The sequence below is a fragment of the Nonomuraea sp. NPDC005692 genome, from assembly GCF_040631115.1.
Taxonomy (GTDB): Bacteria; Actinomycetota; Actinomycetes; order Streptosporangiales; family Streptosporangiaceae; genus Nonomuraea.
Genome location: NZ_JBEXYU010000016.1, coordinates 91,423 through 114,982, shown reverse-complemented (window position 1 = coordinate 114,982; position 23,560 = coordinate 91,423). Strand labels below are relative to the sequence as shown.

20 protein-coding genes are annotated in these 23,560 nt (G+C 73.3%); 12 read left to right on the top strand and 8 right to left on the bottom strand.

Annotated features, from left to right (window positions below):
• Positions 1-16: 16 nt before the first annotated feature.
• The 5 genes from ABZ459_RS29380 to ABZ459_RS29360 all read right to left on the bottom strand — a co-directional run bounded on the left by ABZ459_RS29380 (position 17) and on the right by ABZ459_RS29360 (position 5,824).
• Entirely contained in the window at positions 17-2,173 is a 2,157-nt protein-coding gene (locus tag ABZ459_RS29380; RefSeq protein ID WP_357976867.1) for a choice-of-anchor J domain-containing protein, read from the bottom strand.
• A 119-nt stretch (positions 2,174-2,292) separates the two neighbouring features.
• A complete protein-coding gene (locus tag ABZ459_RS29375; RefSeq protein WP_357976864.1) occupies positions 2,293-3,264 on the bottom strand; it encodes an LLM class flavin-dependent oxidoreductase in 972 nt (323 codons plus the stop codon).
• A 29-nt stretch (positions 3,265-3,293) separates the two neighbouring features.
• Positions 3,294-4,052: an aminotransferase class IV gene (locus ABZ459_RS29370; protein WP_357976861.1), complete on the bottom strand. Its 759-nt coding sequence runs from the start codon at positions 4,050-4,052 to the stop codon at positions 3,294-3,296.
• Positions 4,049-5,032 carry an adenylate/guanylate cyclase domain-containing protein gene (locus ABZ459_RS29365; protein ID WP_357976858.1) on the bottom strand — a complete coding sequence of 328 codons (984 nt, stop codon included), beginning with the start codon at positions 5,030-5,032 and terminating at the stop codon, positions 4,049-4,051. The genes ABZ459_RS29370 and ABZ459_RS29365 overlap by 4 nt, the downstream gene beginning before the upstream one ends.
• A gap of 30 nt (positions 5,033-5,062) precedes the next feature.
• Positions 5,063-5,824 (bottom strand): FCD domain-containing protein, encoded by a 762-nt coding sequence (locus ABZ459_RS29360; RefSeq protein ID WP_357976855.1) that lies wholly within the window; start codon positions 5,822-5,824, stop codon positions 5,063-5,065.
• A gap of 89 nt (positions 5,825-5,913) precedes the next feature.
• Here ABZ459_RS29360 and ABZ459_RS29355 point away from each other — a divergent pair, with 89 nt between their 5' ends.
• From ABZ459_RS29355 to ABZ459_RS29310, 10 genes are read left to right on the top strand one after another with little or no spacing between them, the layout of a single operon-like run.
• On the top strand, positions 5,914-7,413 hold the full coding sequence (locus tag ABZ459_RS29355; RefSeq protein WP_357976852.1) for an ABC transporter substrate-binding protein: 1,500 nt from the start codon (positions 5,914-5,916) through the stop codon (positions 7,411-7,413).
• Positions 7,410-8,348 (top strand): ABC transporter permease, encoded by a 939-nt coding sequence (locus ABZ459_RS29350; RefSeq protein ID WP_357976849.1) that lies wholly within the window; start codon positions 7,410-7,412, stop codon positions 8,346-8,348. Before ABZ459_RS29355 ends, ABZ459_RS29350 begins: the two co-directional genes overlap by 4 nt.
• Entirely contained in the window at positions 8,345-9,178 is an 834-nt protein-coding gene (locus ABZ459_RS29345; protein ID WP_352351220.1) for an ABC transporter permease, read from the top strand. The genes ABZ459_RS29350 and ABZ459_RS29345 overlap by 4 nt, the downstream gene beginning before the upstream one ends.
• On the top strand, positions 9,165-10,079 hold the full coding sequence (locus ABZ459_RS29340; protein WP_357976846.1) for an ABC transporter ATP-binding protein: 915 nt from the start codon (positions 9,165-9,167) through the stop codon (positions 10,077-10,079). Before ABZ459_RS29345 ends, ABZ459_RS29340 begins: the two co-directional genes overlap by 14 nt.
• Positions 10,048-10,872 carry an ATP-binding cassette domain-containing protein gene (locus tag ABZ459_RS29335; protein ID WP_357976843.1) on the top strand — a complete coding sequence of 275 codons (825 nt, stop codon included), beginning with the start codon at positions 10,048-10,050 and terminating at the stop codon, positions 10,870-10,872. Before ABZ459_RS29340 ends, ABZ459_RS29335 begins: the two co-directional genes overlap by 32 nt.
• A complete protein-coding gene (locus ABZ459_RS29330; RefSeq protein ID WP_357976840.1) occupies positions 10,869-12,050 on the top strand; it encodes a M20 family metallopeptidase in 1,182 nt (393 codons plus the stop codon). The genes ABZ459_RS29335 and ABZ459_RS29330 overlap by 4 nt, the downstream gene beginning before the upstream one ends.
• Positions 12,050-13,186, top strand: coding sequence for a P1 family peptidase (locus ABZ459_RS29325; RefSeq protein ID WP_357976837.1), 1,137 nt, complete (start codon positions 12,050-12,052; stop codon positions 13,184-13,186). The genes ABZ459_RS29330 and ABZ459_RS29325 overlap by 1 nt, the downstream gene beginning before the upstream one ends.
• Positions 13,183-14,595 (top strand): aldehyde dehydrogenase family protein, encoded by a 1,413-nt coding sequence (locus ABZ459_RS29320; RefSeq protein ID WP_357976834.1) that lies wholly within the window; start codon positions 13,183-13,185, stop codon positions 14,593-14,595. Before ABZ459_RS29325 ends, ABZ459_RS29320 begins: the two co-directional genes overlap by 4 nt.
• Before the next feature lie 44 nt (positions 14,596-14,639).
• On the top strand, positions 14,640-16,052 hold the full coding sequence (locus tag ABZ459_RS29315; protein ID WP_357976831.1) for a WD40 repeat domain-containing protein: 1,413 nt from the start codon (positions 14,640-14,642) through the stop codon (positions 16,050-16,052).
• 59 nt (positions 16,053-16,111) lie between these two features.
• Positions 16,112-19,195, top strand: coding sequence for a chondroitinase family polysaccharide lyase (locus ABZ459_RS29310; protein ID WP_357976829.1), 3,084 nt, complete (start codon positions 16,112-16,114; stop codon positions 19,193-19,195).
• Between the two features lie 237 nt (positions 19,196-19,432).
• Here ABZ459_RS29310 and ABZ459_RS29305 read toward each other — a convergent pair whose 3' ends face one another.
• A complete protein-coding gene (locus ABZ459_RS29305) occupies positions 19,433-19,987 on the bottom strand; it encodes a DUF4142 domain-containing protein (protein WP_357976826.1) in 555 nt (184 codons plus the stop codon).
• 104 nt (positions 19,988-20,091) lie between these two features.
• Positions 20,092-20,856 (bottom strand): SDR family NAD(P)-dependent oxidoreductase, encoded by a 765-nt coding sequence (locus ABZ459_RS29300; protein ID WP_357976823.1) that lies wholly within the window; start codon positions 20,854-20,856, stop codon positions 20,092-20,094.
• A 128-nt stretch (positions 20,857-20,984) separates the two neighbouring features.
• On the opposite strand from ABZ459_RS29300, the gene ABZ459_RS29295 reads away from it, so the two are divergent.
• Positions 20,985-21,614, top strand: coding sequence for a class I SAM-dependent methyltransferase (locus ABZ459_RS29295; protein WP_357976820.1), 630 nt, complete (start codon positions 20,985-20,987; stop codon positions 21,612-21,614).
• A 134-nt stretch (positions 21,615-21,748) separates the two neighbouring features.
• On the opposite strand, the gene ABZ459_RS29290 is transcribed toward ABZ459_RS29295, so the two are convergent.
• Positions 21,749-22,309, bottom strand: coding sequence for a GNAT family protein (locus tag ABZ459_RS29290; RefSeq protein ID WP_357976817.1), 561 nt, complete (start codon positions 22,307-22,309; stop codon positions 21,749-21,751).
• Positions 22,310-22,624: 315 nt separating this feature from the next.
• Here ABZ459_RS29290 and ABZ459_RS29285 point away from each other — a divergent pair, with 315 nt between their 5' ends.
• Positions 22,625-23,476 carry an aldo/keto reductase gene (locus tag ABZ459_RS29285; RefSeq protein WP_357977101.1) on the top strand — a complete coding sequence of 284 codons (852 nt, stop codon included), beginning with the start codon at positions 22,625-22,627 and terminating at the stop codon, positions 23,474-23,476.
• The last annotated feature ends 84 nt before the right edge of the window (positions 23,477-23,560 follow it).

Below are 23,560 nucleotides of genomic sequence, written 5' to 3'. Positions count from 1 at the left end.
GGACGCCTCCTCGGGCTCACCCTGGCTGGGTGACGCCGTTGACCTTCAGCGTGTACGGCGCGTACTGCTGCACCTGCTCGGTCGGCTCGTCATAGGCCACGATCGCGACCACCGACGGGAAGACCGCGAACGGCGCGAGCTGCAGCCGGTTGAGGCTGATCGAGCCCTTGCCGTCGAACTGGGCCTGCAGCACCACCGAGTGCCGCTCGTCCAGGCCGACCAGACGCACGTTCCAGTTGCTGACCGGCGTCGGGGAGACCTCGGTCGGGGAGTCGAACGGCTCCAGGCTGGCCCCGTCGCTCACCGCCGTCGCGCCCACCGTGACGTCGTCGATCTTCCAGCCGCCCTCGTTGACCCCGCCGTCGCTGACGTACTGGAAGCCGACGAGGATCTCCTTGCCCGCGTAGGCGGACAGGCTGTAGGTGTGCGGCTGGAACCCGGTGGTGGTGCCGTTGACCGCCGGGCCGAGCGGACCGGCCACCGTCCTGTCACCGGGGATCGCGGTGTAGGTCTTGCCGCCGTCCGCGGAGACGATCACGTAGCCGTAGTCGAAGCCGGACTCCGCGCCGTACTTGGCGAGGAAGCGCAGCGTCGGGTCGGCGGCCGGGACCGTCACCTTGGTCACCGCGGCGACGTTGAGGTTGCTGGCGTTGCCGGACCACAGCACCGGGTTGCCCGCGCGGTCGGGGTCGTCGGAGACGACGGTCCAGGCCAGCGGGATCGGCGGCAGCGTCTTGGCGCCCTGGAACGACAGCGAGGTCGGCGCCGCGCCGCCCGGCTTGCGGATCTGCACGTAGTCGGCGCCGTTCGGGGCCGCCCCCGGAGTGTTGTACGTGGCCGGGTTGGCGAGGTTGACCGTGGAGTTCAGGCTCGCGGTCGTCACCCGCTTCTTCGGCACGCCCAGCACCACGCCGTGGCTGCCCACGACCTTGTCCACCAGCACCATCGTCTGGTAGTCGTGCAGCACCTGGTACAGGCTCGTGCTGCCGAGCGCCGCCTTGACGCTGGCCAGGCCCTGGAGGGCGCCGTCACGGTGCAGTTTGGACAGGAAGTCCGCGCCGTACCGGTCGTACAGGAACAGCATGAACGAGTAGGCGTTGCCGTAGTCGGCCAGCACGGCGTCCGGGTTGCCGCCGTCGCCCCACAGGTTGAGCGAGTTCTGCGGGCCGCCGCAGTTGCGCGGGTTCGGGTTGTACGGCGTCTGGACGATGCCGAAGCCCTGGAAGCAGTTGATGTGGTTGTCGAAGCCCTTCTCGAACACCGTCGCCTTGGGGTTGCCGTAACCCGTCACCGAGATGGCGAAGTCCGACAGGCCCTCGTTGACCCAGGTCGTCTCCAGCGGGTCGGTGTAGTAGTGCAGCAGGTGCTGCCACTCGTGGGCGAAGACGCCCTCGTACTGGAAGGGCCGGGCCGAGCGCGAGGTGCACACGTCGGAGGTCGGGTTGTCCGGCGGGTTCGCGCCGGTCCTGTGCAGCCAGTCGAACGCGTCGATCGTCATCACGTTGCGGTCGAGCAGCTCGTTGTACTGGGAGGAGAAGAAGCCCGCGATGTACGTGGTCGCGGCCGGGAAGGTGTAGTAGTTGTCGTCCCGGACGTTGTCGATCAGCGTCACCGTGCGGTCGCCGGCGCCGGTGTAGACGCCGCCGTTGCCGTTGGCGTCGGGGCCGAGCACGGCGTTCGTGCCGTCCCGGTCCGGCGGCGTGCTGAAGGTCGCGGTCTCCTTCGGGAACATGTTCGTGTCGAACTGCTGCACCAGGTTCGTGACCTGCGCGTCGGTGATCTCCGTGGTCCCGGGGACCTGCATCCGGCAGTCGCCGGCCGGGAAGGCCAGGTCGTTGGCGACCCAGACCTCGATCTTGTCGCCGACGCCGCGCAGCGTGTAGTCCTTGCGGTAGAGGCGGCCGTTGTAGTCGTCCGTGGCCAGCCACTGCCGAACGGTGCCGACCGGCGGCGTCTCGGCGGCGGCCTTGGCCGTGGCGCGGGCCTCGTACTTCGCGGGGACCTTGACGGGCTTGCCGTCGAGGGTGAAGTCCTTGCGGGTGAGCTCCTTGACGTCGCTCGGCGGCGCGGCCGTGGCGGCCGCCTGCGGGGACTCGGCCGACGCGGGTATCGCGGTCAGCGTGGGCAGTAAGAGAAGTGCGGCAGCGATTCCGATGATTCGGGTGCGCGCCATTGAACCCCCTAGGTATGGGTGTTGCCCGGATGGAACAGGGGTGACATCCGGTAATTACCGGAGCCCAATTGGCGCGCGCAATATGGGCATTTGCCAACAAAACACGACTGAATTGGCGATCACATCAGAACGGCCAGCCGCCGGTACGACTCCAGCCGCCGCTCCAGGTCGTAGGTGTTCATCGTGACCAGCACCTCGTCGGCGCCGGTGGCCTCCACCAGCGAGCCCAGCGCGACCGCCACCTCCGGCGCGGTGCCGTGGATCTGGCCCTTCAGCGCCTCCTCCAGCAGCGCCCGCTCCCGCCCGGCCATCTCCAGCCGGGCGACCTCCTCGGCCGGCACCAGCGGCGGGAACGCGCCGCTGGTGCGCGAGCGCGCCGTGGACCACGCCTCGGGCAGCTGGAGCAGCGCCGCCTCCTCGCTCGTCGCCCCCACCGCGACGCTGACCGCCGTCATCACGTACGGCCGCGCCGCCCACTCCGAGGGCCGGAACCCCGCCCGGTAGCGCGCCGCCGCCTCCACCGCCCGCGGCCCGGCCCCGATCACCATGGGCAGCCCGAGCTCCGCCGCGAGATCCGCCCCCGACCCCATGGCCAGCACGAACACCTGCGGACGCAGCCCCTCGGCCGGGACGGCGTGCACGCCCGGATGCGCCCGCTGCCCGCCGGTGAAGTACCCCAGCAACTCGCCGACCTGGTCGCCGAACCCGTCCGCGGCCTCCTTGCCGTGCCCGAGCGCCCGCCGGACGCCGCCGGTGAACCCCACCGAACGCCCGAGCCCCATGTCGATCCGCCCGGGGTGGAGCGACTCCAGCACCCCGAACTGCTCGGCCACCACCAGCGGCCGGTGGTTGGGCAGCATCACGCCGCCGGTGCCCACCCGGATGCGCCCGGTCGCCGCCGCGACGGCCGCGGCCAGCACGGTCGGCGCCGCCCCGGCCACGCCGGGCACGCTGTGGTGCTCGGCCACCCAGAACCGGTGGTAGCCCAGCTCCTCGGCCTGCCGGGCGAACGCGACGGTGTCCCGCAGCGCGGTGGCCGCGTCGGAGCCCCGGCGCAGGAGCGAACGGTCGAGAATCGAGTACAGGGTCACGCCTGCGTGCAACGCCGCACGGCCCGGGATCAATCCAGCGGGTCCCACGGGACGGCGTCGTAGCAGGAGAGCAGCCGGGCCAGCGTCGCGCCGTCCTGGCGCAGCGGCACGCCGTCGACCTCGCCGACCGGGACCACGCCGTGGGAGTTGCACAGGAACACCAGGTCGAAGCCCGGCAGGTCGGCGACCCGCAGCGGACGGCGCTCCTGGGGCACCTCGACACCCGCCAGCAGGCCCATGGCGGTGCCGCGCAGCATCGGCGCGTCCGGCCACAGCAGGCGCCCGCCGGACCAGCAGCCGACGTTCGTGATCGCGCCCTCGCTGATCAGGCCGTCGGCGGTGGTCAGCAGCGCCTCGTCGAAGCCCAGGGGCGCGACGGTCCGCCGCAGGTGCGCCTGGGCGAACCCGGCCGCCTTCTTGATGTGCGGCAGGTAACGCTGGAAGACGACCGCCGTGACGCGCTGCGGGCGGGTGGAGACCTCGGTGGGCGGGGCGGCGGTGGCCACGACGCGCGGGCGGCCGTCGTGCTCGACGACGTAGACCCGCACGCCCGCGTCGCGCAGGTCGTCGCCGAGCACGGCCCTGATCGAGCCGAGCACCGCCGCCGGATCGAGCCGGGCGCCGAACAGCTCCAGGTTGGCCGCCGCCAGCCGCTCCAGGTGCAGGGCCAGGCCGCGGGTGCGCCGGTCTCTGACCTGCATGGCGGTGAAGTGCCCGTAGCGGGCCTCCAGCGCGAAGCGCGCGTCGGCGTCCACCGGCCTGCCCTCGACCACCGCTCGTACGATCATGCGTCCAGCATGTCCCGTCCGCCCGCTCCCGCGCGCATGATCGTGAAGGGTGCCAGCTCGCCCAGCCCGCGCACCGACAGCCGGTCGACCGCGCGCAGCAGGAACGCCCGGTCGCCCTCCAGCTCCTCGGCCATCTCGGGGTCGGCCAGGATCGTTCCAGGCAGGGAGAGGGCGGTGAGCCGGCTGGCCAGGTTGACGGTGGTGCCGAACACGTCGCCCATGCGCCAGATCACCGGGCCGGCGGCCAGGCCCACCCGCAGCTCGGGCATGTCCCTGCCGCGGTGGGTCTCCACCAGGCGCAGCGCGATCTCGGCCGCCACGTGCGACTTGTCGGCCACGAACAGCACCGAGTCGCCGAGCGTCTTGACCACCCGCCCGCCCGAGGACGTCACGACGTCGGCCGACCGCCCCTCGAACCTGTCGACCAGCCGGGCCAGCTCGGTCGCCGTGATCTGCCGGCTGAGCCGGGTGAAGGCCACCAGGTCGGCGAACCCCACCGCCATGCGCACGGCGCTCATGTCCTGGTCGGCCAGCCGGCCGGCGGCGGCGGCGAGCTGGCGCTGCCAGGCGTAGACCAGCAGCCGCGCCAGGTCGGGCACCACCCGCTCGGCCCGCCGCCGCCAGGCCCGCGGGCGTTCGGCCAGCGGCACGCCCGCCTGGTCGAGCGCCTCCGCGCCCAGCTCGGCCTGCGACTCGGCGAGCCGGGCCGTCGCCCGCCCGATCGAGCGGGCCATCAGCAGCATGTGCTCCTCGTCGTAGGCGCCGGAGCTGACCATCGCGAGCATGGTGCGCAGCGCCTCGACGTCGGCGTCGGTGAACTCGACCGCGTCGTCGGCCACGTTGGCGAACCCCAGCGCCCGCCACAACCGGCGCGCCCGGTAGACCGGGACCCCGGCCATGTGGGCCACCTGGTGGCTGGTGTAGCGGCGCGGCGTGCGCAGGAACGCCTCCGCCACCCCGTCCCCGTCCTCGCGTGACACGCGTGCAACATAACACCCCTGTGGCGGGCGTCACTCCAGGAGGGCGCGCAGGGCGGGCCGCTCGGCGTCGGGCAGGTGGACGGCGTAGTAGTCGTACATGGACCGGCGCAGCAGGCGTGCGGCCGCGGCCCCGTCGCCGGCGCGCACGGCGGCCAGCACCTCCTCGTGGTGCCGGATGCTGCGCCGCATCAGCGACCCGCGGTCGGGCGCGTCGGCGATCTTCCCGGCGATCAGCCCCAGCACGACCGAGCGGACCACGTCGGTGCAGACCTGGATCAGCGTGTTGCCGCTGGCCGCCACGACGACGTCGTGGAAGGCCACGTCGGCCGCGCTGAAGGCGTCGTGGCCGGAGGCCGCGGCGTCGCGCATGGCGGCGCGCATGCCGGCGATGGCCGCCTCCATCTCGGCGAGCTGCTCCTCGGTGCGCAGCCGCGCGGCCAGCAGCACGGCCGAGGAGTCGAGCACCATCCTGAACTGCACCAGCTCGGCCAGCGACAGCTCGGCCACCCGCGCCAGCGTGGTCATCGACTTGTGTAAGGCGGCGGGGGAGAACGGCAGCACCTCCGCGCCGTTGGGATCGCCCGGCCGGGACCGCACCAGGCCGCGCGCCTGGAGCACGCGCAGCGCCTCCCGCACCGTGGAGCGCCCCACCGAGAACTGCACCATCAGCTCGCGCTCGCTGGGCAGCCGCGCCCCCGGGCCGAGGGCCCCGCTCTCGATGGCCTCCTCGACCTGTTCCACGACCCGCTCGTAGGCGCGTACGGCCCGCACCGGCTCGAACCGTGCACCCATGGGAAGCCCCCTTGACCCGAGCCGTCACGGACTGGCAATGTGCGTAGCCTACTGGTCAGACCAGTGCACTAGCCAGGAGGCTGTAAGACATGAGGCGAATCGGAATCTGGATCGCCGTGGGCGGTCTCCTGCTGGTCACAGCCGCCTGTGGCGGCGGTTCCGGCTCGGGCGGTTCCGGCACCGGAGGCACCCCCAAGGCCCAGTCCCTGTCCGTCGGGTTCGTGGCCGAGCCGGCCAACCTCGACTTCACCGCCACCGAGGGCGCGGCCATCCCGCAGGCGTTGCTGGTCAATGTCTACGAAGGCCTGGTCAAGCTCGACCAGGACGGCTCGATCAAGCCGCTGCTGGCCGAGAAGTGGTCGGTCTCCGACGACCGGAAGACCTACACCTTCACCCTGCGCAAGGGCGTCACGTTCAGCAGCGGGGCGCCGTTCACGGCCGACGACGTGGTGTTCTCGCTCGACCGGGTCAGGAGCGACTGGAAGCTCAAGATCAAGGCCCAGCTCGACGTCATCGACAAGGTGGCCAAGACCGACGACGCCACCGCGGTCGTCACCCTCAAGCGGCCGAGCAACGGCTTCCTCTACGCCCTGGCCACCCGGCTCGGCGCCATGTTCAGCCGCACCGGCGTGGCCGACCTGGCCAACAAGCCCGTCGGCACCGGGCCGTACACGCTGGGGGCGTGGAAGCGCGGTGAGTCGATCCAGCTCGCCGCCAACCCCTCCTACTGGGGCACCAGGCCGGCGCTGTCGGCGATCACCCTGAAGTACTTCAAGGACGCCACGGCGATGAACAACGCGCTGCTGACCGGCGGCATCGACGTCATCTCCGCCGTGCAGGCGCCCGAGTCGCTGCAGCAGTTCGCCGATCCGGGCCGGTTCCAGACGGTCGAGGGCACCACCAACGGCGAGGTCGTGTTGTCGATGAACAACGCCCGGCCGCCGTTCGACGACGTCAAGGCCCGCCAGGCCGTCCGGTACGCGATCGACCACAAGGCGCTGCTGGACACCGCGTGGGCCGGGCGCGGCCAGCTCATCGGCTCGATGGTGCCGCCCACCGACCCCTGGTACGAGGACCGCACCGGCGACTACCCCCACGACCCGGCCAAGGCCAAGGAGCTGCTGGGCGGCAAGACGCTGACGGTCAAGATGCGCATACCCAACCTGCCGTACGCGGTGGCGAGCGCGCAGGTCGTGAAGTCGCAGCTGGCCCAGGTGGGCATCACGGCCGACATCGAGCCGCTGGAGTTCCCGGCCCGCTGGCTGGACGTGGTGTTCAAGCAGGGCGACTACGACCTGTCCATCATCAACCACGTCGAGCCCCGCGACATGGGGATTTTTGCCGATAAATCGTATTACTTCCACTATGACAACCCCGAGTTCGGCAAACTCCTCGCCTCCGCCGACGCCGGCACCGAGCAGCAGCAGACCGACGACCTGAAGAAGGCCGCCAAGCTGCTCTCGGACGACGCCGCCGCCGACTGGCTGTTCCTGTTCCCCAACCTGATCGTGGCGAAGAAGGGCGTCACCGGGCTGCCGAAGAACGCCATCGCGGAGTCCTTCGACTTCACCGGTCTCGCCAAGCAGTGACGCTCTACCTGCTCAAACGGCTGGCGGTGCTGATCGTGAGCGCCGCCGTCGCCGCCGTCGCGGTGTTCGCGTTCATGGCGCTGCTGCCCGGCGACCCGGCCGAGATCGCGCTCGGCGTCAACGCCACCCCCGACGCGGTCGCCGCGCTGCGCCGCCAGTTCGGCACCGACCGCCCGCCGGTCGTGCAGTTCCTCGACTGGATCGGCGGGCTGGCCCACGGCGACTTCGGCGTCTCCTACGTCACCAGCTCGCCCATCGGCCCGCAGATCGGCGAGCGGCTCGGCGTGACGGCCGTGCTGGTGCTGGGCGGCATGGTGCTGGCGCTGGCCGTCGCGGTGCCGCTCGGCACGTTCGCCGCCGTGCACCACCGCAACCCGCTCGGCGCGGCGATCAGCGCGGCCAGCCAGCTCGGCATCGCCGTCCCCGCCTTCCTCGCCGGCATCCTGCTGGTGTTCGTGTTCGCGGTGAAGGCGCAGGCGCTGCCCTCCGGCGGGTACGTCCCGATCGCCGACAGCCCGCAGGAGTGGCTGCGCTCGCTGCTGCTGCCGTGGTTGTCGCTGGGGCTCGTCCAGGGCGCCGTGCTCACCCGTTACGTGCGCAGCGCCGTCCTCGACGTCGTGCGCGAGGACTACCTGCGCACCGCCCGCGCCAAGGGCCGCGGCAGCACCGGCGCGCTGTGGCGGCACGGCCTGCGCAACGCCTCGATCCCCGTGGTCACCGTGCTCGGCCTGCAACTGGCCACCCTGCTGGTCGGGGCGGTCGTGGTCGAGCGCGTCTTCGTCCTGCCCGGGCTCGGCGACCTGCTGCTCAACGGGGTCGCCGGGCGCGACCTGCTGCTCGTCCAGGGTGTGGTGATGGTGCTGGTGGCCGCGGTCCTGCTGATCAACTTCGTGGTGGACGTCGCCTACCGCCTGCTCGACCCGAGGCTGCGATGAGGGGCCGGGCGAACGCCGCGCTGCTGACCGGCGGCGCCCTGGTCGGGCTGGTGACGCTGGCCGCGCTGGTCTCCTTCGTCTGGACGCCGCACGACCCCACCCTCGTCGACGCCGCCCGCAAGCTGCGCGACCCCGGCGGCGGCTACCTGCTGGGGGCCGACAAGTTCGGCCGCGACACCCTTAGCCAGCTCATGGTCGGCGCGCGCACCACCCTCTACGTCGGCGTGGTGGCCGTCGGCATCGCCGCCGTCCTGGGCGTGCCGCTCGGCGTGGTCGCCGGGATGACGCCGCGCGGCTGGCTGTCGGAGCTGATCATGCGGGTCAACGACCTGGTGTTCGCCTTCCCCGCGCTGCTGCTGGCCGTCATGCTGGGCGCGGTCTACGGGGCCGGCACGCTCACCGCGATGATCGCGATCGGGGTGGCGACCGTGCCCGCGTTCGCGCGGGTGGCCCGCGCCGCCACGCTCCAGGTCATGGTGACCGACTACATCCTGGCCGCGCGCGCCGCGGGCCGCCGCCGGGGCGCGATCGCCGTGCGGCACGTGCTGCCGAACATCGGGTCCGTGCTGATCGTGCAGGCGTCGGTGTCGTTCGCGATCGCGATCCTGGCCGAGGCGGCGCTGTCGTTCCTCGGGTTCGGCACCCGGCCGCCGACCCCGTCCTGGGGGCGGATGTTGCAGGAGTCGCAGGAGCTGCTGTTCTCCACCCCGCGTCTGGCGCTGTGGCCGGGCCTGGCGATCGCGCTCGCCGTTCTTGGGTTCAACCTGCTCGGCGACGGCCTGCGCGACCACCTCGATCCGAAGCTCAGGAGGGTCCGTGCTGACGGTTGAGGGGCTTTCCGTACGGGCCGGCGGGGTGGGGCTCGTGCACGACGTGTCGTTCGCGATCGGGCCCGGCGAGCGGGTCGGGCTGATCGGCGAGTCCGGGTCCGGCAAGTCGCTGACCGCGCTGTCGCTCATGGGCCTGCTGCCCGAGGGCGTCACCGCCGCCGGCACGGCCAGGCTCGGGGAGCGCGACCTGGTCGGCGTGCCCGAGAAGCGGCTGAAGGACCTGCGCGGGCGCGAGCTGGCGATGGTCTTCCAGGAGCCGATGACCGCGCTCAACCCGCTCATGCGCCTCGGCGCGCAGGTCGCCGAGGCCATGACCCTGCACGGCGTCCCCCGCGCCGAGGCCGGGCGGCGCGCGCTCGCCCTGCTGGACCGCGTCCGGCTCCCCGAACCAGGGCAGATCGCCCGCGCCTACCCCCACCAGCTCTCCGGCGGCCAGCGGCAGCGCGTCATGCTCGCCATCGCCCTGGCCAACGAGCCGGGGCTGCTCGTCTGCGACGAGCCGACCACCGCGCTCGACGTCACCGTGCAGAAGCAGATGCTGGAGCTGATCGCCGAGGTCGCCCCCGCGCTGCTGTTCATCACCCACGACCTGGCGGTGGTGGCCTCCGTCTGCGAGCGGGTGATCGTCATGTACGGCGGCCGCGTCGTCGAGACCGGGCCCATCCGCGAGGTCTTCACCCGCCCCCGCCACCGTTACACCGAGGGCCTGCTGGCCGCCTCCCGGCTCACGCCGCGCGGCACCAGGCTCCCGACCATCAAGGGCAGCGTGCCGCCCGCGGGCGCCTTCCCCGAGGGCTGCGTGTTCCGCAACCGCTGCCCGCACGCCACCCCGCGGTGCGAGACCCCGCCGGCGCTGACAGGAGACGGCCATGCCTACGCATGCTGGCACCCCGCGGAATGAGCCCACGGCCGACGTGCTGATCGAGGCCCGTCGTCTCAGCCGCGTCTACCACCGCCCGCGCACCTCGCTCACCAGGCCGGGCGCGCCCGTCCACGCCCTGCGGGAGGTGTCGCTGACCGTCCGCCGCGGGGAGCGGTTCGGCATCGTCGGCGAGTCCGGCTCCGGCAAGTCCACGCTGCTGCGCCTGCTGTGCGGCCTCGACCGGCCCACCGGCGGGTCCGTCGTCTTCGACGGGCGGGAGATCACCGGCCTGCCGGAGCGGCGGCTGCGCTTCCTGCGGGAGAACCTGCAGATCGTCTTCCAGGACCCGATGAGCTCGCTCGACCCGCGCATGCGCGTGCGCGACCTGGTGGCCGAGCCGCTGGTCGCGCTCGGCCTGCCGGTCGGCGGGCGGGTGCCCGAGCTGCTGGAGGAGGTCGGCCTGCCGGCCTCGGCCGCCGACCGCTACCCCCACCAGTTCTCCGGCGGACAGCGGCAGCGCATCGCCATCGCCCGCGCGCTCGCGCCCCGGCCGAAGGTGCTGGTCGCCGACGAGCCCGTCAGCGCCCTCGACGTGTCCGTCCGCGGCCAGATCCTCAACCTGCTCGCCGACCTGGTGGACGAGCTGGGCCTCACGCTCGTGTTCGTCTCGCACGACCTGTCGGTGGTCCGGCACGTGTGCGAGACCGTGGCCGTCATGAGCGGCGGCGAGATCGTCGAGACCGGCCCGGTGGACGACGTCTGGGCCGCGCCGCGCCACCCCTACACGCGTGACCTGCTGCAGGCCGTACCGACCCTGGAGGGATTGTTGTGATCGAGGTCGACGAGCGGGGCGTCGTGGAGTTCACGCAGGCCCTGGTGCGCATCCCCAGCACCAACGACCCCGCGCGCGGGCGCACCGAGCGGCCCGCCGCCGAGCTGGTCGCGGCCAGGATGCGCGAGTGGGGCTGGGACCCGGTCGTGAGCGAGGCCGCCGCCGGGCGGCCCAACGTCGTCGCGGTGGTCGAGGGCGGCGGCGGCGACGGGCCGACGCTGATGTTCGAGGGCCACACCGACGTCGTGACCGAGGGCGACCTGTCCACCTGGACCGTCGACCCGTTCGGCGGCGAGATCCGCGACGGGCGGTTGTGGGGCCGGGGCAGCGCCGACATGAAGTCCGGCCTGGCCGCCACCCTCTACGCCACCCGCGCGCTCCAGCTCGCCGGCCCGTTCCCCGGCCGGATCAAGGTGTGCGCGCTGGCCGACGAGGAGGGCCTGATGATCGGCGCCCACCACTTCGTCGCCTCCGGGCTGGCCGACGGCGTGGACGGCGCGATCGTCGCCGAGCCCGAGGCCGGGGAGATCTGCGCGGTGGCCAAGGGCGCGTTGCGGCTGCGCGTCGACCTCACCGGCAAGATGGCCCACGGCGCGATGCCGCAGCACGGCCGCAACCCCGTCCAGGCGGCCGGCACGCTGCTGGTCGCCCTGCGCTCCCTCCAGCGGGAGCTCCAGGAACGGCATCCGGCCCACGAGCACCTCGGCGAGGTGTACGTCACCCCGACCGTGGTCCGGGCGGGCAGCGAGGAGCAGGTCAACGTCATCCCCGCCACCGCGTCCGTCTTCGTCGACGTGCGCACGGTCCCCGGGCTGGAGCACAAGGTCGTGGCCGACCGGGTGGCCGCCCTCGCCGCCGCCGAGGACGGGATCGAGGCGTCGGTGTCGGTCCTGGTGGACCGGCCGCCGGTGGACGTGCCGGTGACCGACCCGGTGGTGGCCGCGCTGGCGGCGGCCCACCGTACGGTGACGGGGGAGGAGCCGGTCTACGGCGGCGTGCCGGGCTCGACGGACGGGACCGTGCTCACCCACTGGGGCGGCGTCCCCTCGGTCGTGTACGGCCCCGGCGGCAAGTGGATCGCCCACCAGGCGGACGAGTACGTCGAGGTCGCCGAGATCGTCCGGTGCACCCGGGTGTTCGCCGAGGCGGCGCGGCGCTTCCTGCACCGGGACTTCTGATGCTCGCCGAACCCGGGCCCGGGATGCGTCCCGGGCCGACGAACTCGCTGGTGGACGTCGCCGGGTTGCGCGTCGGGCACGCGCACCGCGTGGGCGGCGGCTACCGCACGGGCACGACCGTGGTGCTGGCGCCCCCGGAGGGCGTGGTGGCCGGCGTCGACGTGCGCGGCGCCGCTCCCGGCACCCGCGAGACCGAGTTGCTGGATCCGCGCAACCTGGTCGAGCGCGTGCACGCCGTCGTGCTGTCGGGCGGCAGCGCGTACGGGCTGAGCGCGGCGTGCGGGGTGATGGACGCGCTGGCCGACGCGGGCATCGGCTTCCCGGTGGCGGGCGGCGTGGTGCCCATCGTCCCGGCGGCCGTCATCTACGACCTCGGGCGCGGCGGCGACTTCCGCGCCACCCCCGACGCCGGCCTCGGCGCCGCCGCCTGCGCCGCCGCCCGCACTCCGGCGCACCTACCGCCCTTCCCCGCGCCCCTGCCCCGCCCCGGAGACAGCGCGGGGGCCGCCCTCGCTCCCTCCTCCCCGGGGACGGCGGCCCGGTACGCCACCGCGCCCCCCACGGCCAGCGGGTCCATCGGGGCCGGCGCCGGGGCGATGGCGGGCGGCCTGGCCGGCGGCGTCGGGACGGCCAGCGCCGTCCTGCCCGGCGGCGTCACCGTGGCCGCCCTGGCCGTCGTCAACGCCGCCGGATCCGTCCTCGACCCCGCGGGCGCCACCCTCGCCGGCGTGCGCTACGGCCTGCCGGGCGAGTTCGGCCACCTGCGCCGCCCGGACCCCGCCGAGGCCGGGGCGTGGCAGCCGGACAAGGTCACCTCGTTCAACACCACCATCGGCGTGGTGGCCACCGACCTCACCCTCACCAAGGCCCAGTGCGGCAAGCTGGCCGGTGTGGCCCACGACGGCCTGGCCAGAGCCATCCGGCCGGCCCACACCATGGTCGACGGCGACACCGTCTTCGGCCTGGCCGCCTGCGCCCGCCCGGCCCCCGGCCCCGACGGGCTCCAGGACGTCCTGGCCGCCGCGGCCGACGTGTTCAGCCGGGCGGTGGCCCACGCCATGCTCGCCGCCACCGGCCGCGAGGGCGCGCCCGCGTACCTCGACGTGTTCCCGAGCGTCCTAGGGGGAGACAGATGACCTGGCCGGACGGCCTGCCCATCGGAGCCGGATGGGCCGCCACCGAGGACACCACCGAGGTGATCTTCCCCTACGACGGCTCGGTGGTGGCCCGCGCCCCGCTGGGCACCCCCGCCCACGCGGCCCGCGCCCTGGAGGAGGCGCTGGCCGTCGCGCCCGCCATGGCCGCGCTGCCCTCGCACGCCCGCCGCGCCGCGCTCATGGCCGCGCACGACGCGCTCGCCGCCCGCCGCGAGGAGTTCGAGCGGCTGCTCGTCCTGGAGACCGGCAAGCCGCTGGTCGACTGCCGGGTCGAGGTGGCCAGGACGCTGCTCACCCTCGCCACGGCCGCCGAGGAGGTCGCCCGGCTGCACGGCGAGACCGTCCCGCTGGACCTGCTGCCCTCGGGGGAGGGGCTGATCGGGTTCTGGACGCGGCGGCCGATCGGCGTCGTCGTCGGGATCACCGGCTACAACTACCCGCTGCTCCTGGCCGCCCACAAGATCGCCCCGGCGGTCGCGGCCGGCTGCCCGGTGATCGTCAAGCCCGCCCCGGCGACGCCCCTGGCCACGCTCCGGCTGGTGCACCTGCTCCGCGAGGGCGGCCTGCCGCCCGCCGGGGTCCAGCTCGTCACCGGGGACGTCGAGGTCGGCCGCACGCTGGTCGAGGACCGGCGGATCGGCGCGGTCTCCTTCACCGGCTCGGCCGCCGCCGGGCACGCCATCGCCCGCGCCGCCGCCCCCACCAAGGTGCTGCTCGAACTCGGCTCCAACGCCGCGCTCGTGGTCGCCGCCGACGCCGACCTGGCGGCTGCCGCCGACGCCGTCGTGCGCGGCGGTTACTACGCCTCCGGGCAGGCGTGCATCGCGGTGCAGCGGGTGCTGGTGGAGGAGCCCGTACGGGAGGAGTTCCTGGCGCTGCTGGCCGCCCGCGTCAAGGACGTCGCCGTCGGCGACCCGCGCCTGCCCGGGACCCGCGTGGCCCCGCTGATCGACCCCGCCGCCACGGACCGCGTCCTTGAGTGGATCGGCGACTCGGGCGCCGAGGTGGTCGCCGGCGGGATGCGCGAGGGCCGGGCGATCGCGCCGACCGTGCTGTCCGGCGTGCCCGACGGCGCCGCCGCGTGGGACGAGGAGATCTTCGGCCCGGTGGTGTGCGTACGCGGGGTGCCGGACCTCGACGCCGCCTTCGAGGCCGTCAACCGCTCCCGGTACGGCCTGCACGCCTCCGTCTACACCCGCTCGCTGGCCACCGCATTCACCGCGATCGAACGCATCCAGACCGGCGGCGTGGTGGTGAACGAGGTGCCCGGCTTCCGCGCCGACAACATGCCGTACGGCGGCGTCAAGGACTCGGGCAGCGGCCGCGAGGGCCCGAGGTTCGCCATGGAGGAAATGACGGTGACCAGAATGGCGATCATCCGCCCCTGACGGCCGCTGTAGGGTGGCGCCGAAACGGCGAGGAGGCGCGTGCCTTGGCTATTCAGGCGGACGAGCCGGCGGTTGTTCCGCGAGCGCGCGGCGGCAGGGCCCTGCCGGTGCTCGCCGTCCTCCTGGCCGTCGCCCTGGCGTGCGCCGGCACGGCCTGGTGGCGGGAGCACGGGCAGGCGCGGGACCGGGAGCGCGTCGCACTGGCCCACGGGCTCGCGCTGCACGCCGCCGAGCTGCGGGGGGACGATCCGGTCAAGGCTCGCGACCTCGGCCTGGCCGCTCTGGGCCTGCACGCCGACGACCAGACCCGCGCCGGGCTGACCGACACCCTCCTGCTGGGGCGCAGGGACGACCTCTGGCTCCGCGGCCCCGGCGGCGCCTGGCATGCCGAGCTGAGCGGCGACGGGCGCGTCGGCCTGGTCGCCGGGAACGGGAAGGCCGAGGTCTGGCAGCTCGGCTCCGGGAGAGCGGTCATCCTGGACGGCCCCGAGGGCGCGGTCGAGGCGCCGGCGCTCTCCCACGACGGCCGCACCGCTCTGACCGGCGGCGACGACGGCGCCACGACCGTGTGGGACCTCACCGATCCCGCCCACCCGGCCCGGCGGGCGACGTTGCCGGGCGTGGCGGCGAAGGGGCCGCTCGACGACGTCCAGGCGGTGGCGGTGAGCCGGGACGGCCGGGTCGCCGCGGTCGCCGACTTCGCCGGGAACCTGCTGGTGTGGGACCTGACCGTACGCGACCACCCGGCCCGGCGCTCGGTCACCGCCGTCCACGACTCCCCGACGGCGGACCTCGACCTCAGCGGCGACGGCAGGACGGCGGTCACCACGGCCGACGATGGCCCGGTGACGATCTGGAACCTGGCGGACCCGGCGCACCCGGTGAAGGCGGCCGAGCTGACCCCGGCCATCCACACCGGCACGGCCGCCGCCCTGAGCGGCGACGGACGCGTCCTCGTCGTCGCGCGGCGCGACCCGGGGGCCGACTGGCGGAGCCAGGCGGAGGTCTGGACGCTCGGCGACCCGGCCCGTCCGGCCCGCCCGGTCCGGACCGCCGTCATCGTGATGCCTCCGGCGGACATGCTCGACGTGGCCCTCACACCCGACGGCGGGACCGCTCTCCTGGCGGGCTCCAACGGCAACGGATCGCTCTGGGACCTGTCCGTCCCTTCCCGGCCCGTCCGGCTGGCCGGGCTGCGCGGGTACCCGTCGGAGGTGCGGGGGGTGGCGTTGAGCGACGGCGCCCGCAGCGCCCTGCTGGCCGCCCCCGACAGCACCACCTTCTCCCTGTGGGACCTCCACGACCTGCGGCAGGTGGTCGTCGACCCCGGGCAGGTCCTGTGCGACGGCGGCTCCCGGATGTTGAGCAGGGCGGACTGGGACCGCTACACGGGCGGCGCGGACCCTTCGGACCACGGCGGCGGCGACGGGGACGTGAGCCTCTGCTCGCTCCGATGAGGGTAACGGTTTGACCAGATGTCTTTACCTTGCCGCAGCGGTCGCGTTGGATGGCGCGCATGGTGGAGATCACGCGCAGAACGGTGTTCAAGGCGGGTGCGGCAAGCGCTTTCCTCGTGGGTGGCGGCCCGGGGACGGCGGCACTGGCGGCGGCCGGACCGGCGGGCGGACCGGCCGCGGAGGGGCTGGAGCAGCGGGCCATGGCGATGGACCCGCCGGTGTTCCTGCTGGAGAGCGCGGTCCCGCCGCACTTCGCGGCCGGGCCGGGCTCCACGTTGTCGATCAGCGACCGGGTCGCCGTGTGCGGGACGAGGTCGCTGCGCTGGGAGCACGCGAGCCGCGACGTGATCACCGTGCGGGCGCCGCTGCGGTGGGCGCCCGACCCCTACCGGCTCGGCGACGACCAGGCGTGGCAGGGGCTGGTGGACGCGTTCTGTGTGTGGGTGCACAACGCCGAGCCGGTGGATGACGTGCTCAGGTTCGAGTTCGGCCGGGGTGAGCGCACCGACCTGTGGTTCGAGTTCCGGCTCGGGTTCAGCGGGTGGCGTACGGCGTGGGTGCGGTACGCCTACGACATGCACGGCAGGCCCCACCCCGACATGGACACCCTGCGCATCGTCGCCCCGCGCAGGGCCGGGACCCTGCACCTCGACCAGCTCATGCTCAACGTGCCGCTGCGCCCCGACGCCCCCTGCCGCGACCACCAGCTCCCCGACATCGCCCCCGAGGGCGACGAGTACGACAACCAGCACTGGCAGGCCCTCCACCGCTTCGACCGGCTGCTGGCCACCGTCGAGCCCGACCTGTCGCCGCCGTCCGCCGGCGAGCTGGCCTCGCTGCGCGCCCTGCACACCCGCTACCACGACGAGTACCTGACCGCCCAGGTCAAGCCGGACGTGCCGGGGCTGACGGCGCAGGTCGCCGCCCTGGAGGGCCGCCCCACGCACGCCTACCAGTCGCAGATCTACCCGGCCGCGATCGCCGCCGAGCTCAAGGCGTTCGTGAACCCGGTCACGCTGCGCGCCTGCACCGATCTGATGAAGACGATCGCCCAGGCCCACCAGGCCGCCCCCGCCGAACGTCCCGCGCTGGCCGCGCTCTACCTGCGCATGGTCGCCCACCTGCGGGAACAGGGCTGGACGAAGGGCAGCTGCCAGGGCACCATCCACCACCTCGGCTACGATGTCCGCGGCCTGTACGACTCCGTCTACCTCATGCGGGACGCCCTGCGCGAGGCCGGGGAGTTCGAGCGGGTACGAGCGGACCTGGAATGGCTGAGCGGACTCGGCCGGATCTTCCGCGGTTTCGGCTTCCGGATGGCCCGGGGCAGCATGATGGACCTGTACAACACCACGGTCCGCGGCATGCTGGCGGCCGTGCTGCTGCGCGACGGCGAGGCGCAGCAGGTGGCCTACCTGCGGGCGCTGCGCGACTGGCTGAACGCCACCCTGCTGCCCACCGACGGCATCCAGGACGGCATCAAGGTGGACGGCACCGCCTTCCACCACGTCGGCTTCTTCCCCGACTACGTCCGTGACGGCTTCGCCGGGCTGGCGCCGCTGGTCTACGTGCTGCACGGCGGCTCGTTCGCGATCTCGCCCGAGGCGTCCGGCTGGCTGCGCAAGGCGCTGCTCACGCAGCGCGTCTACGCGAACAAGAACCACTGGCCGATCTCGATCAGCGGCCGCAACCCCAGCGGCGCCACGGCGTTGTCGATCGTCCCGTTCGAGTGGCTGGCCCCGATCGACGACGAGATCGCCGCCGCCTTCCTGCGGCTGCTGCCCGGCAACCCGACGCAGCGGCAGAAGGAGCTCGCGGCCCGGCTCGCCGCGCGCGGCATCGCCCCGGAACCGGCTCCGACCGGCGCCTGGGCGCTCAACTACGCCGCGCTCGCGGTGCACCGCCGCGACGAATGGCAGATCACCGTACGCGGGCACAACCGCTACCTGTGGAGCACCGAGATCTACGTCGGCGCCAACTGGTACGGCCGCTACAACACCTACGGCCAGATCCAGGTCCTGCACCGCGGCGACCCCGTCACCAACCAGGACAGCGGCTACGCCCAGCCCGGCTGGGACTGGAACCGCCGCCCCGGCACCACGGTCATCCACAAACCGCTCGACCGGCTCAAGGGTGACCTGACCGGGGCCATCGAGGAGATGCTCCTCACCGACTCCCGTTTCGCCGGAGCCTGCACCATCGACGGACGCAACGCCCTGTTCGCCATGGACCTGCACGGACACCCCAAGTACGACGGCACGCACCGGGCCCGCAAGTCGGTGTTCCTGTTCGACGACCGCGTCGTGGCCCTGGGCACCGGCATCACCAACGACGACGCCGCGGACGAGACGGAGACCACCCTCTTCCAGACCCGGCTGCCGGCCAGGAACGCGCCCACCGTGGTGGACGGCGCCGCGGTCACGGCCTTCCCGCACCAGGCGCTCGACGGCGGCCCGCGCTGGCTGCTCGACGACAAGGGCATCGGCTACTACCTGGCACCCGGGCAGAAAGTGGCCCTGACCCGCTCGGCCCAGACCTCCCGCAACAACGCCACGGAAGAGCCCACCAGCGGAGACTTCGCCACGGCCTGGATCAGGCACGGCACCGCCCCTCGGAACGGGACGTACGAGTACGCGATGGTGGTCAACGCCACGGCCGAGCGCATGGCCGGCTTCGCCGCCGCGATGGAGGACGCGGCGCGCGCCCCTTACCAGGTGCTGCGCGCCGACACGGCGGCCCACGTCGTACGGGATCGCGGCACCGGCATCACGGGGTACGCGGTGTTCGAGCGCACCCGTCTGGAAGGTCTGGTCCGCGAGGTCGACACGCCTTCGATGCTGCTCGTCCGTACGGAGGGGGAGACGCTGGTGATCGCGGTATGCGATCCCGACCTGCGCCTGTACGGCGGGATCGACCACGACCAGTACGAGAAGGGCCGCTACGTCGGGCACTACAGCCCGTGGTCGCGGCCCTGGCTGGCCAGCCCCAGCCACCCGCACCGCATGAAAGTGACCCTGGACGGGCGGTGGCGGGCGGACGCCGGCCAACCCTGCCGGGCCAGGATCACCGGGCCGTGCACGGCCCTGGAGTTCGAGACCGTGCACGGACGGCCGGTGCAGGTGCGGCTGAGTCCCGCGACCTGACCCGGGCGGGGGCGGGGGCGCCCCCGCCCGGGGATCACGCCCGTGACCGCGACGGCCACCGTCCCGATCAGACGGTTCACGTCCCCAGTCGGACGGTTGCCGTCCTGGCCGGACGGTTCACGTCCGCAGTCGGACGGTTGCCGTCCTGGCCGGAGGGTTCACGTCTCCAGGCGGACGGTTCGCGTCCCGGTCAGACGGTTCGCGTCCCGGTCACGGGGCGGGACGGTGCACGCCCGGTCAGCGGGTGTGCCGGTCGAGCTCTGCGCGGACCTCGCGCAGGTGGTGCCGGACCACGGGGGCGCCGTCGCGCGCCAGGTCCCGCACCCAGCCGGAGTGACCGTCCCGCAGCTCGCGCCTGATCAGCGTGAGCGTCCGCTCGTGCGCCCCGGCCTCCAGGCGCAGCCACGCCCGGTCGAACCGGTGACCGGACCGGCGGGCGAGCACCGCGTCCAGGTCGTCGCGCTGGGCGGCGCTCGGCGCGTCAGGAAGGCTGACGCGCAGCCGGTGCGCGACCTCGCGCAGCCGGGCGTCGAGCTTGCGGTGGTCACGGATCAGCCGCCAGGCGATCTCGCGCACGTCCTTGTCGTGCGACCTGCGGAGCGCGGCCTTCCCGGCCGCGATCTCGGCGAGATTGCCGCGGTGCGCCTGCCGCAGGTACGCCCGGTCCTGGGCCGAGGCGTGGAACGCCTGGACGGACTGGGCGGCTGCGGCGCCGGGCGCGGCCACCGGCTGGACGGTGGTGGCGGCCTGGGCCGCGGCGGGTGCAGTGGCGGACACGGTCAACGCCAGCACGGCCGCGATTCCCGCGGGTGCTAAGTGGCTCCGTGCTGTTCTCATGAGTCCCTCCCTTCAATGGGACCCGTGCCTGCTGCCCCATCCGGTCGGGAGTATTCGCGTTAATTGGGTGGATCGAAACGGCCGTCCACGGCGGTCCAACCGCCGTCCACGTACAACACCGAGCCCGTCACGAAGCTCGCCGCGTCGCCGGCCAGGTAGACCACCGCACCCGCCATCTCGGGCGCGGTGGCCCACCGGCCGAGGGCGCTCTTGGCGGCGTACGCGGCGTACCAGTCGGGGTTGTCCTTGATCTGTCTGGTCAGCGGGGTCTCCACGACGCCGGGCGCGATCGCGTTGACGCGCACGCCGTGCGGGCCGAACTCGGCCGCCGCCGTGCGCAGCAACTGCACCAGCCCCGCCTTCGTGGCCGAGTAGACGCCCTGCCCCGGCTCGGTCACCGACGCCCGGATCGACGCGAACCCGATGATCGACCCGCGCCCGCGCCGCACCATCCCGGCGCCGAACGCCCGCACCACGTCGAACGAGGCCCGCAGGTTCAGCCCCACCACCCGGTCGAACTCCTCGCCGGAGTAGTCGAGCAGCCGCTTGCGCACGTTCGTCGCCGCCGTGAACACCAGCACGTCGGCCGGCTCCTCCGCGGCGGCCGCCCGGACGGCGTCGGCGTCCAGCACGTCGAGCAGCCGGGCCGTGCCCCCGCACCCGGCGGCGGTCTCCTGCGCGGCGGCCAGGTCCCGGTCCACGCACACCACGGACGCCCCGTGCGCGGCCAGGGCGAACGCCGACTCCCTGCCGATCCCGCTGCCGGCCCCGATCACCACGGCCCGCCGCCCGTCGAGGCGGAACAGCGCGTCATATCCCGTCATGCTGAGAAACACTAGCGACTGGTCAGACCAGTACACCAGGTTCTCCCGATCGCGACCGCCCACCTCGCGCCTGGGGGCGTTCGGCCGCAGGCGCGAAACTGTCGGGGCCGCCTGCCAGGATGCGAGTCATGACGACCATCGCAGGCTTCTGGGACGCCGCCGCCGACTCCTTCGACGACGAGGCCGACCACGGGCTCCGCGACCCCGAGGTCAGGGCCGCCTGGGCGGCGCGGCTGGCCGAGTGGGTGCCCGCCGGGCCGCTCGACGTGCTCGACCTGGGCTGCGGCACGGGCTCGTTGTCGTTGCTGCTGGCCGTCCAGGGCCATCGGCTGACCGCCGTCGACCTGGCCCCGCGGATGGTCGAACGCGCCCGCGCCAAGCTGGCCGCCACCGGCGCCACGGTGCTGACGGGAGACGCGGCCGCCCCGCCCGTCGGCGACCGCCGCTTCGACGTCGTGCTCGCCCGCCACCTGCTGTGGACCATCCCCGATCCGGAGGCGGCGCTGGCCCGCTGGGTGTCGCTGCTGCGCCCCGGCGGCCGGCTGGTGCTGGTCGAGGGCCGCTGGCAGACCTCCGGCGGGCAGTCCGACTACGTGCCGGGTGAGCATTTCCCGTGGATGGGCGGCGTCACCGCAGACAACCTGACCACGGCCCTCCGTCCCCTGGTCGGCGACCTCCGGGTGCATCCCCTGCCCGACCCGGCGTTGTGGGGCAAGGAGATCACCGACGAGCGCTACGCGGTGGTGGCCACACTCTGAGCACACTTGGAGCGCCGGATGCCTGGCCCAGGCTCCCGGCCGGGGCCTGTCCCATGTCAGGAGCTGTGTGCCGAGCCGGCTTCACTGCTGAGAGCAACAGAATGAGGGCCGGTTCGGGACGAGGAGGGTTGCACCTACCGGCTGCGGTTGGCGGGGGCTTCAAAGATGAGTCCGCGACCGTCCTCTTCGTCCCAGTCTTCTCCGACCTCGACGAAGCCGAAGCCCGCGATCGTGGCCAGTGACGCCACATTGTCGGGACTGATCGTCGCCCGTACGGTCTTGACCGCCGGTTCGGCGGCGGCCCGACGCAGCAACTCGATCAGAATGGCCCGGCCATAGCCCTGGCGACGGAAGTCGGGAGCAACCGCGTACCCGATCTCCACCATGCCCGCCTCGTCGGGCGGTCCGTGAAAGCCGGCATGACCGACGACGACATCTTCCGGCCCGATCACCGCCTGCCGCACCATCCACCGTGCGTGGTCGGGATCGGCGGCCATCTGGTCGATGCGAACCCGCCACAACCACCGTGCTCTGTCCGTCACGAAGTACTCGGTCAGAGCGACCCCAGCCGTTCTGCCGGCCGTGGCCAGATCCCCATCGAGCAGGGCGGACATCGCGGTGCTCGACAACGCGACAAAGCGCACATGCTTCGGACCGGTGGGGAACGACGTCCGGCGATCGGCTTCATCTGTCACCGTGCGATGGTCGCAAAGCGTCCGGCGGACGTCCACGAAATATGGGGTGGTCGACCAGCCGGCTCCCCGGGCGCAGAGGCTGGGACCGGCCCTGCAGTCACGCATGGAAAAGCGCACGCGGAGTCCGCCTCGATCGGTTCCGTCGGCCCAGGGCAAGCTGGTGGCCCGGCCAGGCTGCCCTTCGCGCCGCTGCCATTTGATCTGCCTCGCCAACGGTGTCCCCATCAGGGGGTACGGCGGTCCCGGCGGTGAGGCCGCCGTACGATGGGCGCTTCATCAGGGGACGCTTTCATCAGGGGAAAGGCGGGCGCGGTGGTGGGCAGGACGTTCGAGATCGCCGGTGAGCTGCGGGTGCGACGCCTCGGCTACGGCACCGCCCAGCTCACGGGCCCCGGCTACTGGGGCCCGCGCCTGACGCCGGGCGATGCGGTCGCGCTCCTGCACCTGGCCGTCGACCGCGGCGTGACGCTCATCGACACCGCCGACAACTACGGCCCGGACATCGCCGAGGAGCTGATCGCCCAGGCCCTTCATCCGTACCCCGGCGACCTGGTGCTGGCCACCAAGGGCGGTGTGATCCGTACCGGGCCGGACAGGTGGCACCCCGCCGGACGGCCCGAGGATCTGCGTGCCATGTGCGAGGCGAGCCTGCGCCGCCTGCGCACCGACACCATCGACCTGTACCAGCTCCACCGCATCGACCCCGCGGTGCCGCTCGCCGACCAGCTCGGCACGCTGGCCGAACTGCGCGAAGAGGGCAAGATCCGGCACATCGGGCTCGACACCGTCACCCTGGACCAGCTCGACGAGGCGCTGACCGTCCTGCGGCCGGCGTCGGTGCAGAACCGGTTCAACGTGCTGGACCGGGAGTCGGAGCCGGTGCTGGCGCGGTGCGCGGAACTGGGCATCGCGTTCCTGCCGTGGTTCCCCCTGGGGAACGGCTCCCTCGCCGCGGGCGCCGGGACGGGGGCGGCGATCGAGCGGGTGGCGGCCCGGCACGGCGCGACGTCCGGGCAGGTGGCGCTGGCGTGGCTGCTGCACCGCTCCCCGGTCCTCCTGCCGACGCCAGGCACCGGCTCGGCCGTCCACCTGGAGGAGAACCTGGCCGCCGCCGACCTCGCCCTGACCGACGAGGACACGCACGCCCTGGACGCCCTCGCGGCCTGATCCGCCGCGACGACGAACTCCCGCCCGACCCTGACCAGGACCCTCCACCGCTACGAGCGTGCGACCCCGTTGCGCGGGCCCGCC

Excerpts from the sequence above, each read along its gene's own strand:
- ABZ459_RS29380 (WP_357976867.1), bottom strand. The coding sequence starts at position 2,173 with ATGGCGCGCACCCGAATCATCGGAATCGCTGCCGCACTTCTCTTACTG.
- ABZ459_RS29370 (WP_357976861.1), bottom strand. The coding sequence starts at position 4,052 with ATGATCGTACGAGCGGTGGTCGAGGGCAGGCCGGTGGACGCCGACGCG.
- ABZ459_RS29360 (WP_357976855.1), bottom strand. The coding sequence starts at position 5,824 with ATGGGTGCACGGTTCGAGCCGGTGCGGGCCGTACGCGCCTACGAGCGG.
- ABZ459_RS29355 (WP_357976852.1), top strand. The coding sequence starts at position 5,914 with ATGAGGCGAATCGGAATCTGGATCGCCGTGGGCGGTCTCCTGCTGGTC.
- ABZ459_RS29345 (WP_352351220.1), top strand. The coding sequence starts at position 8,345 with ATGAGGGGCCGGGCGAACGCCGCGCTGCTGACCGGCGGCGCCCTGGTC.
- ABZ459_RS29335 (WP_357976843.1), top strand. The coding sequence starts at position 10,048 with ATGCCTACGCATGCTGGCACCCCGCGGAATGAGCCCACGGCCGACGTG.
- ABZ459_RS29325 (WP_357976837.1), top strand. The coding sequence starts at position 12,050 with ATGCTCGCCGAACCCGGGCCCGGGATGCGTCCCGGGCCGACGAACTCG.
- ABZ459_RS29320 (WP_357976834.1), top strand. The coding sequence starts at position 13,183 with ATGACCTGGCCGGACGGCCTGCCCATCGGAGCCGGATGGGCCGCCACC.
- ABZ459_RS29310 (WP_357976829.1), top strand. The coding sequence starts at position 16,112 with ATGGTGGAGATCACGCGCAGAACGGTGTTCAAGGCGGGTGCGGCAAGC.
- ABZ459_RS29300 (WP_357976823.1), bottom strand. The coding sequence starts at position 20,856 with ATGACGGGATATGACGCGCTGTTCCGCCTCGACGGGCGGCGGGCCGTG.
- ABZ459_RS29295 (WP_357976820.1), top strand. The coding sequence starts at position 20,985 with ATGACGACCATCGCAGGCTTCTGGGACGCCGCCGCCGACTCCTTCGAC.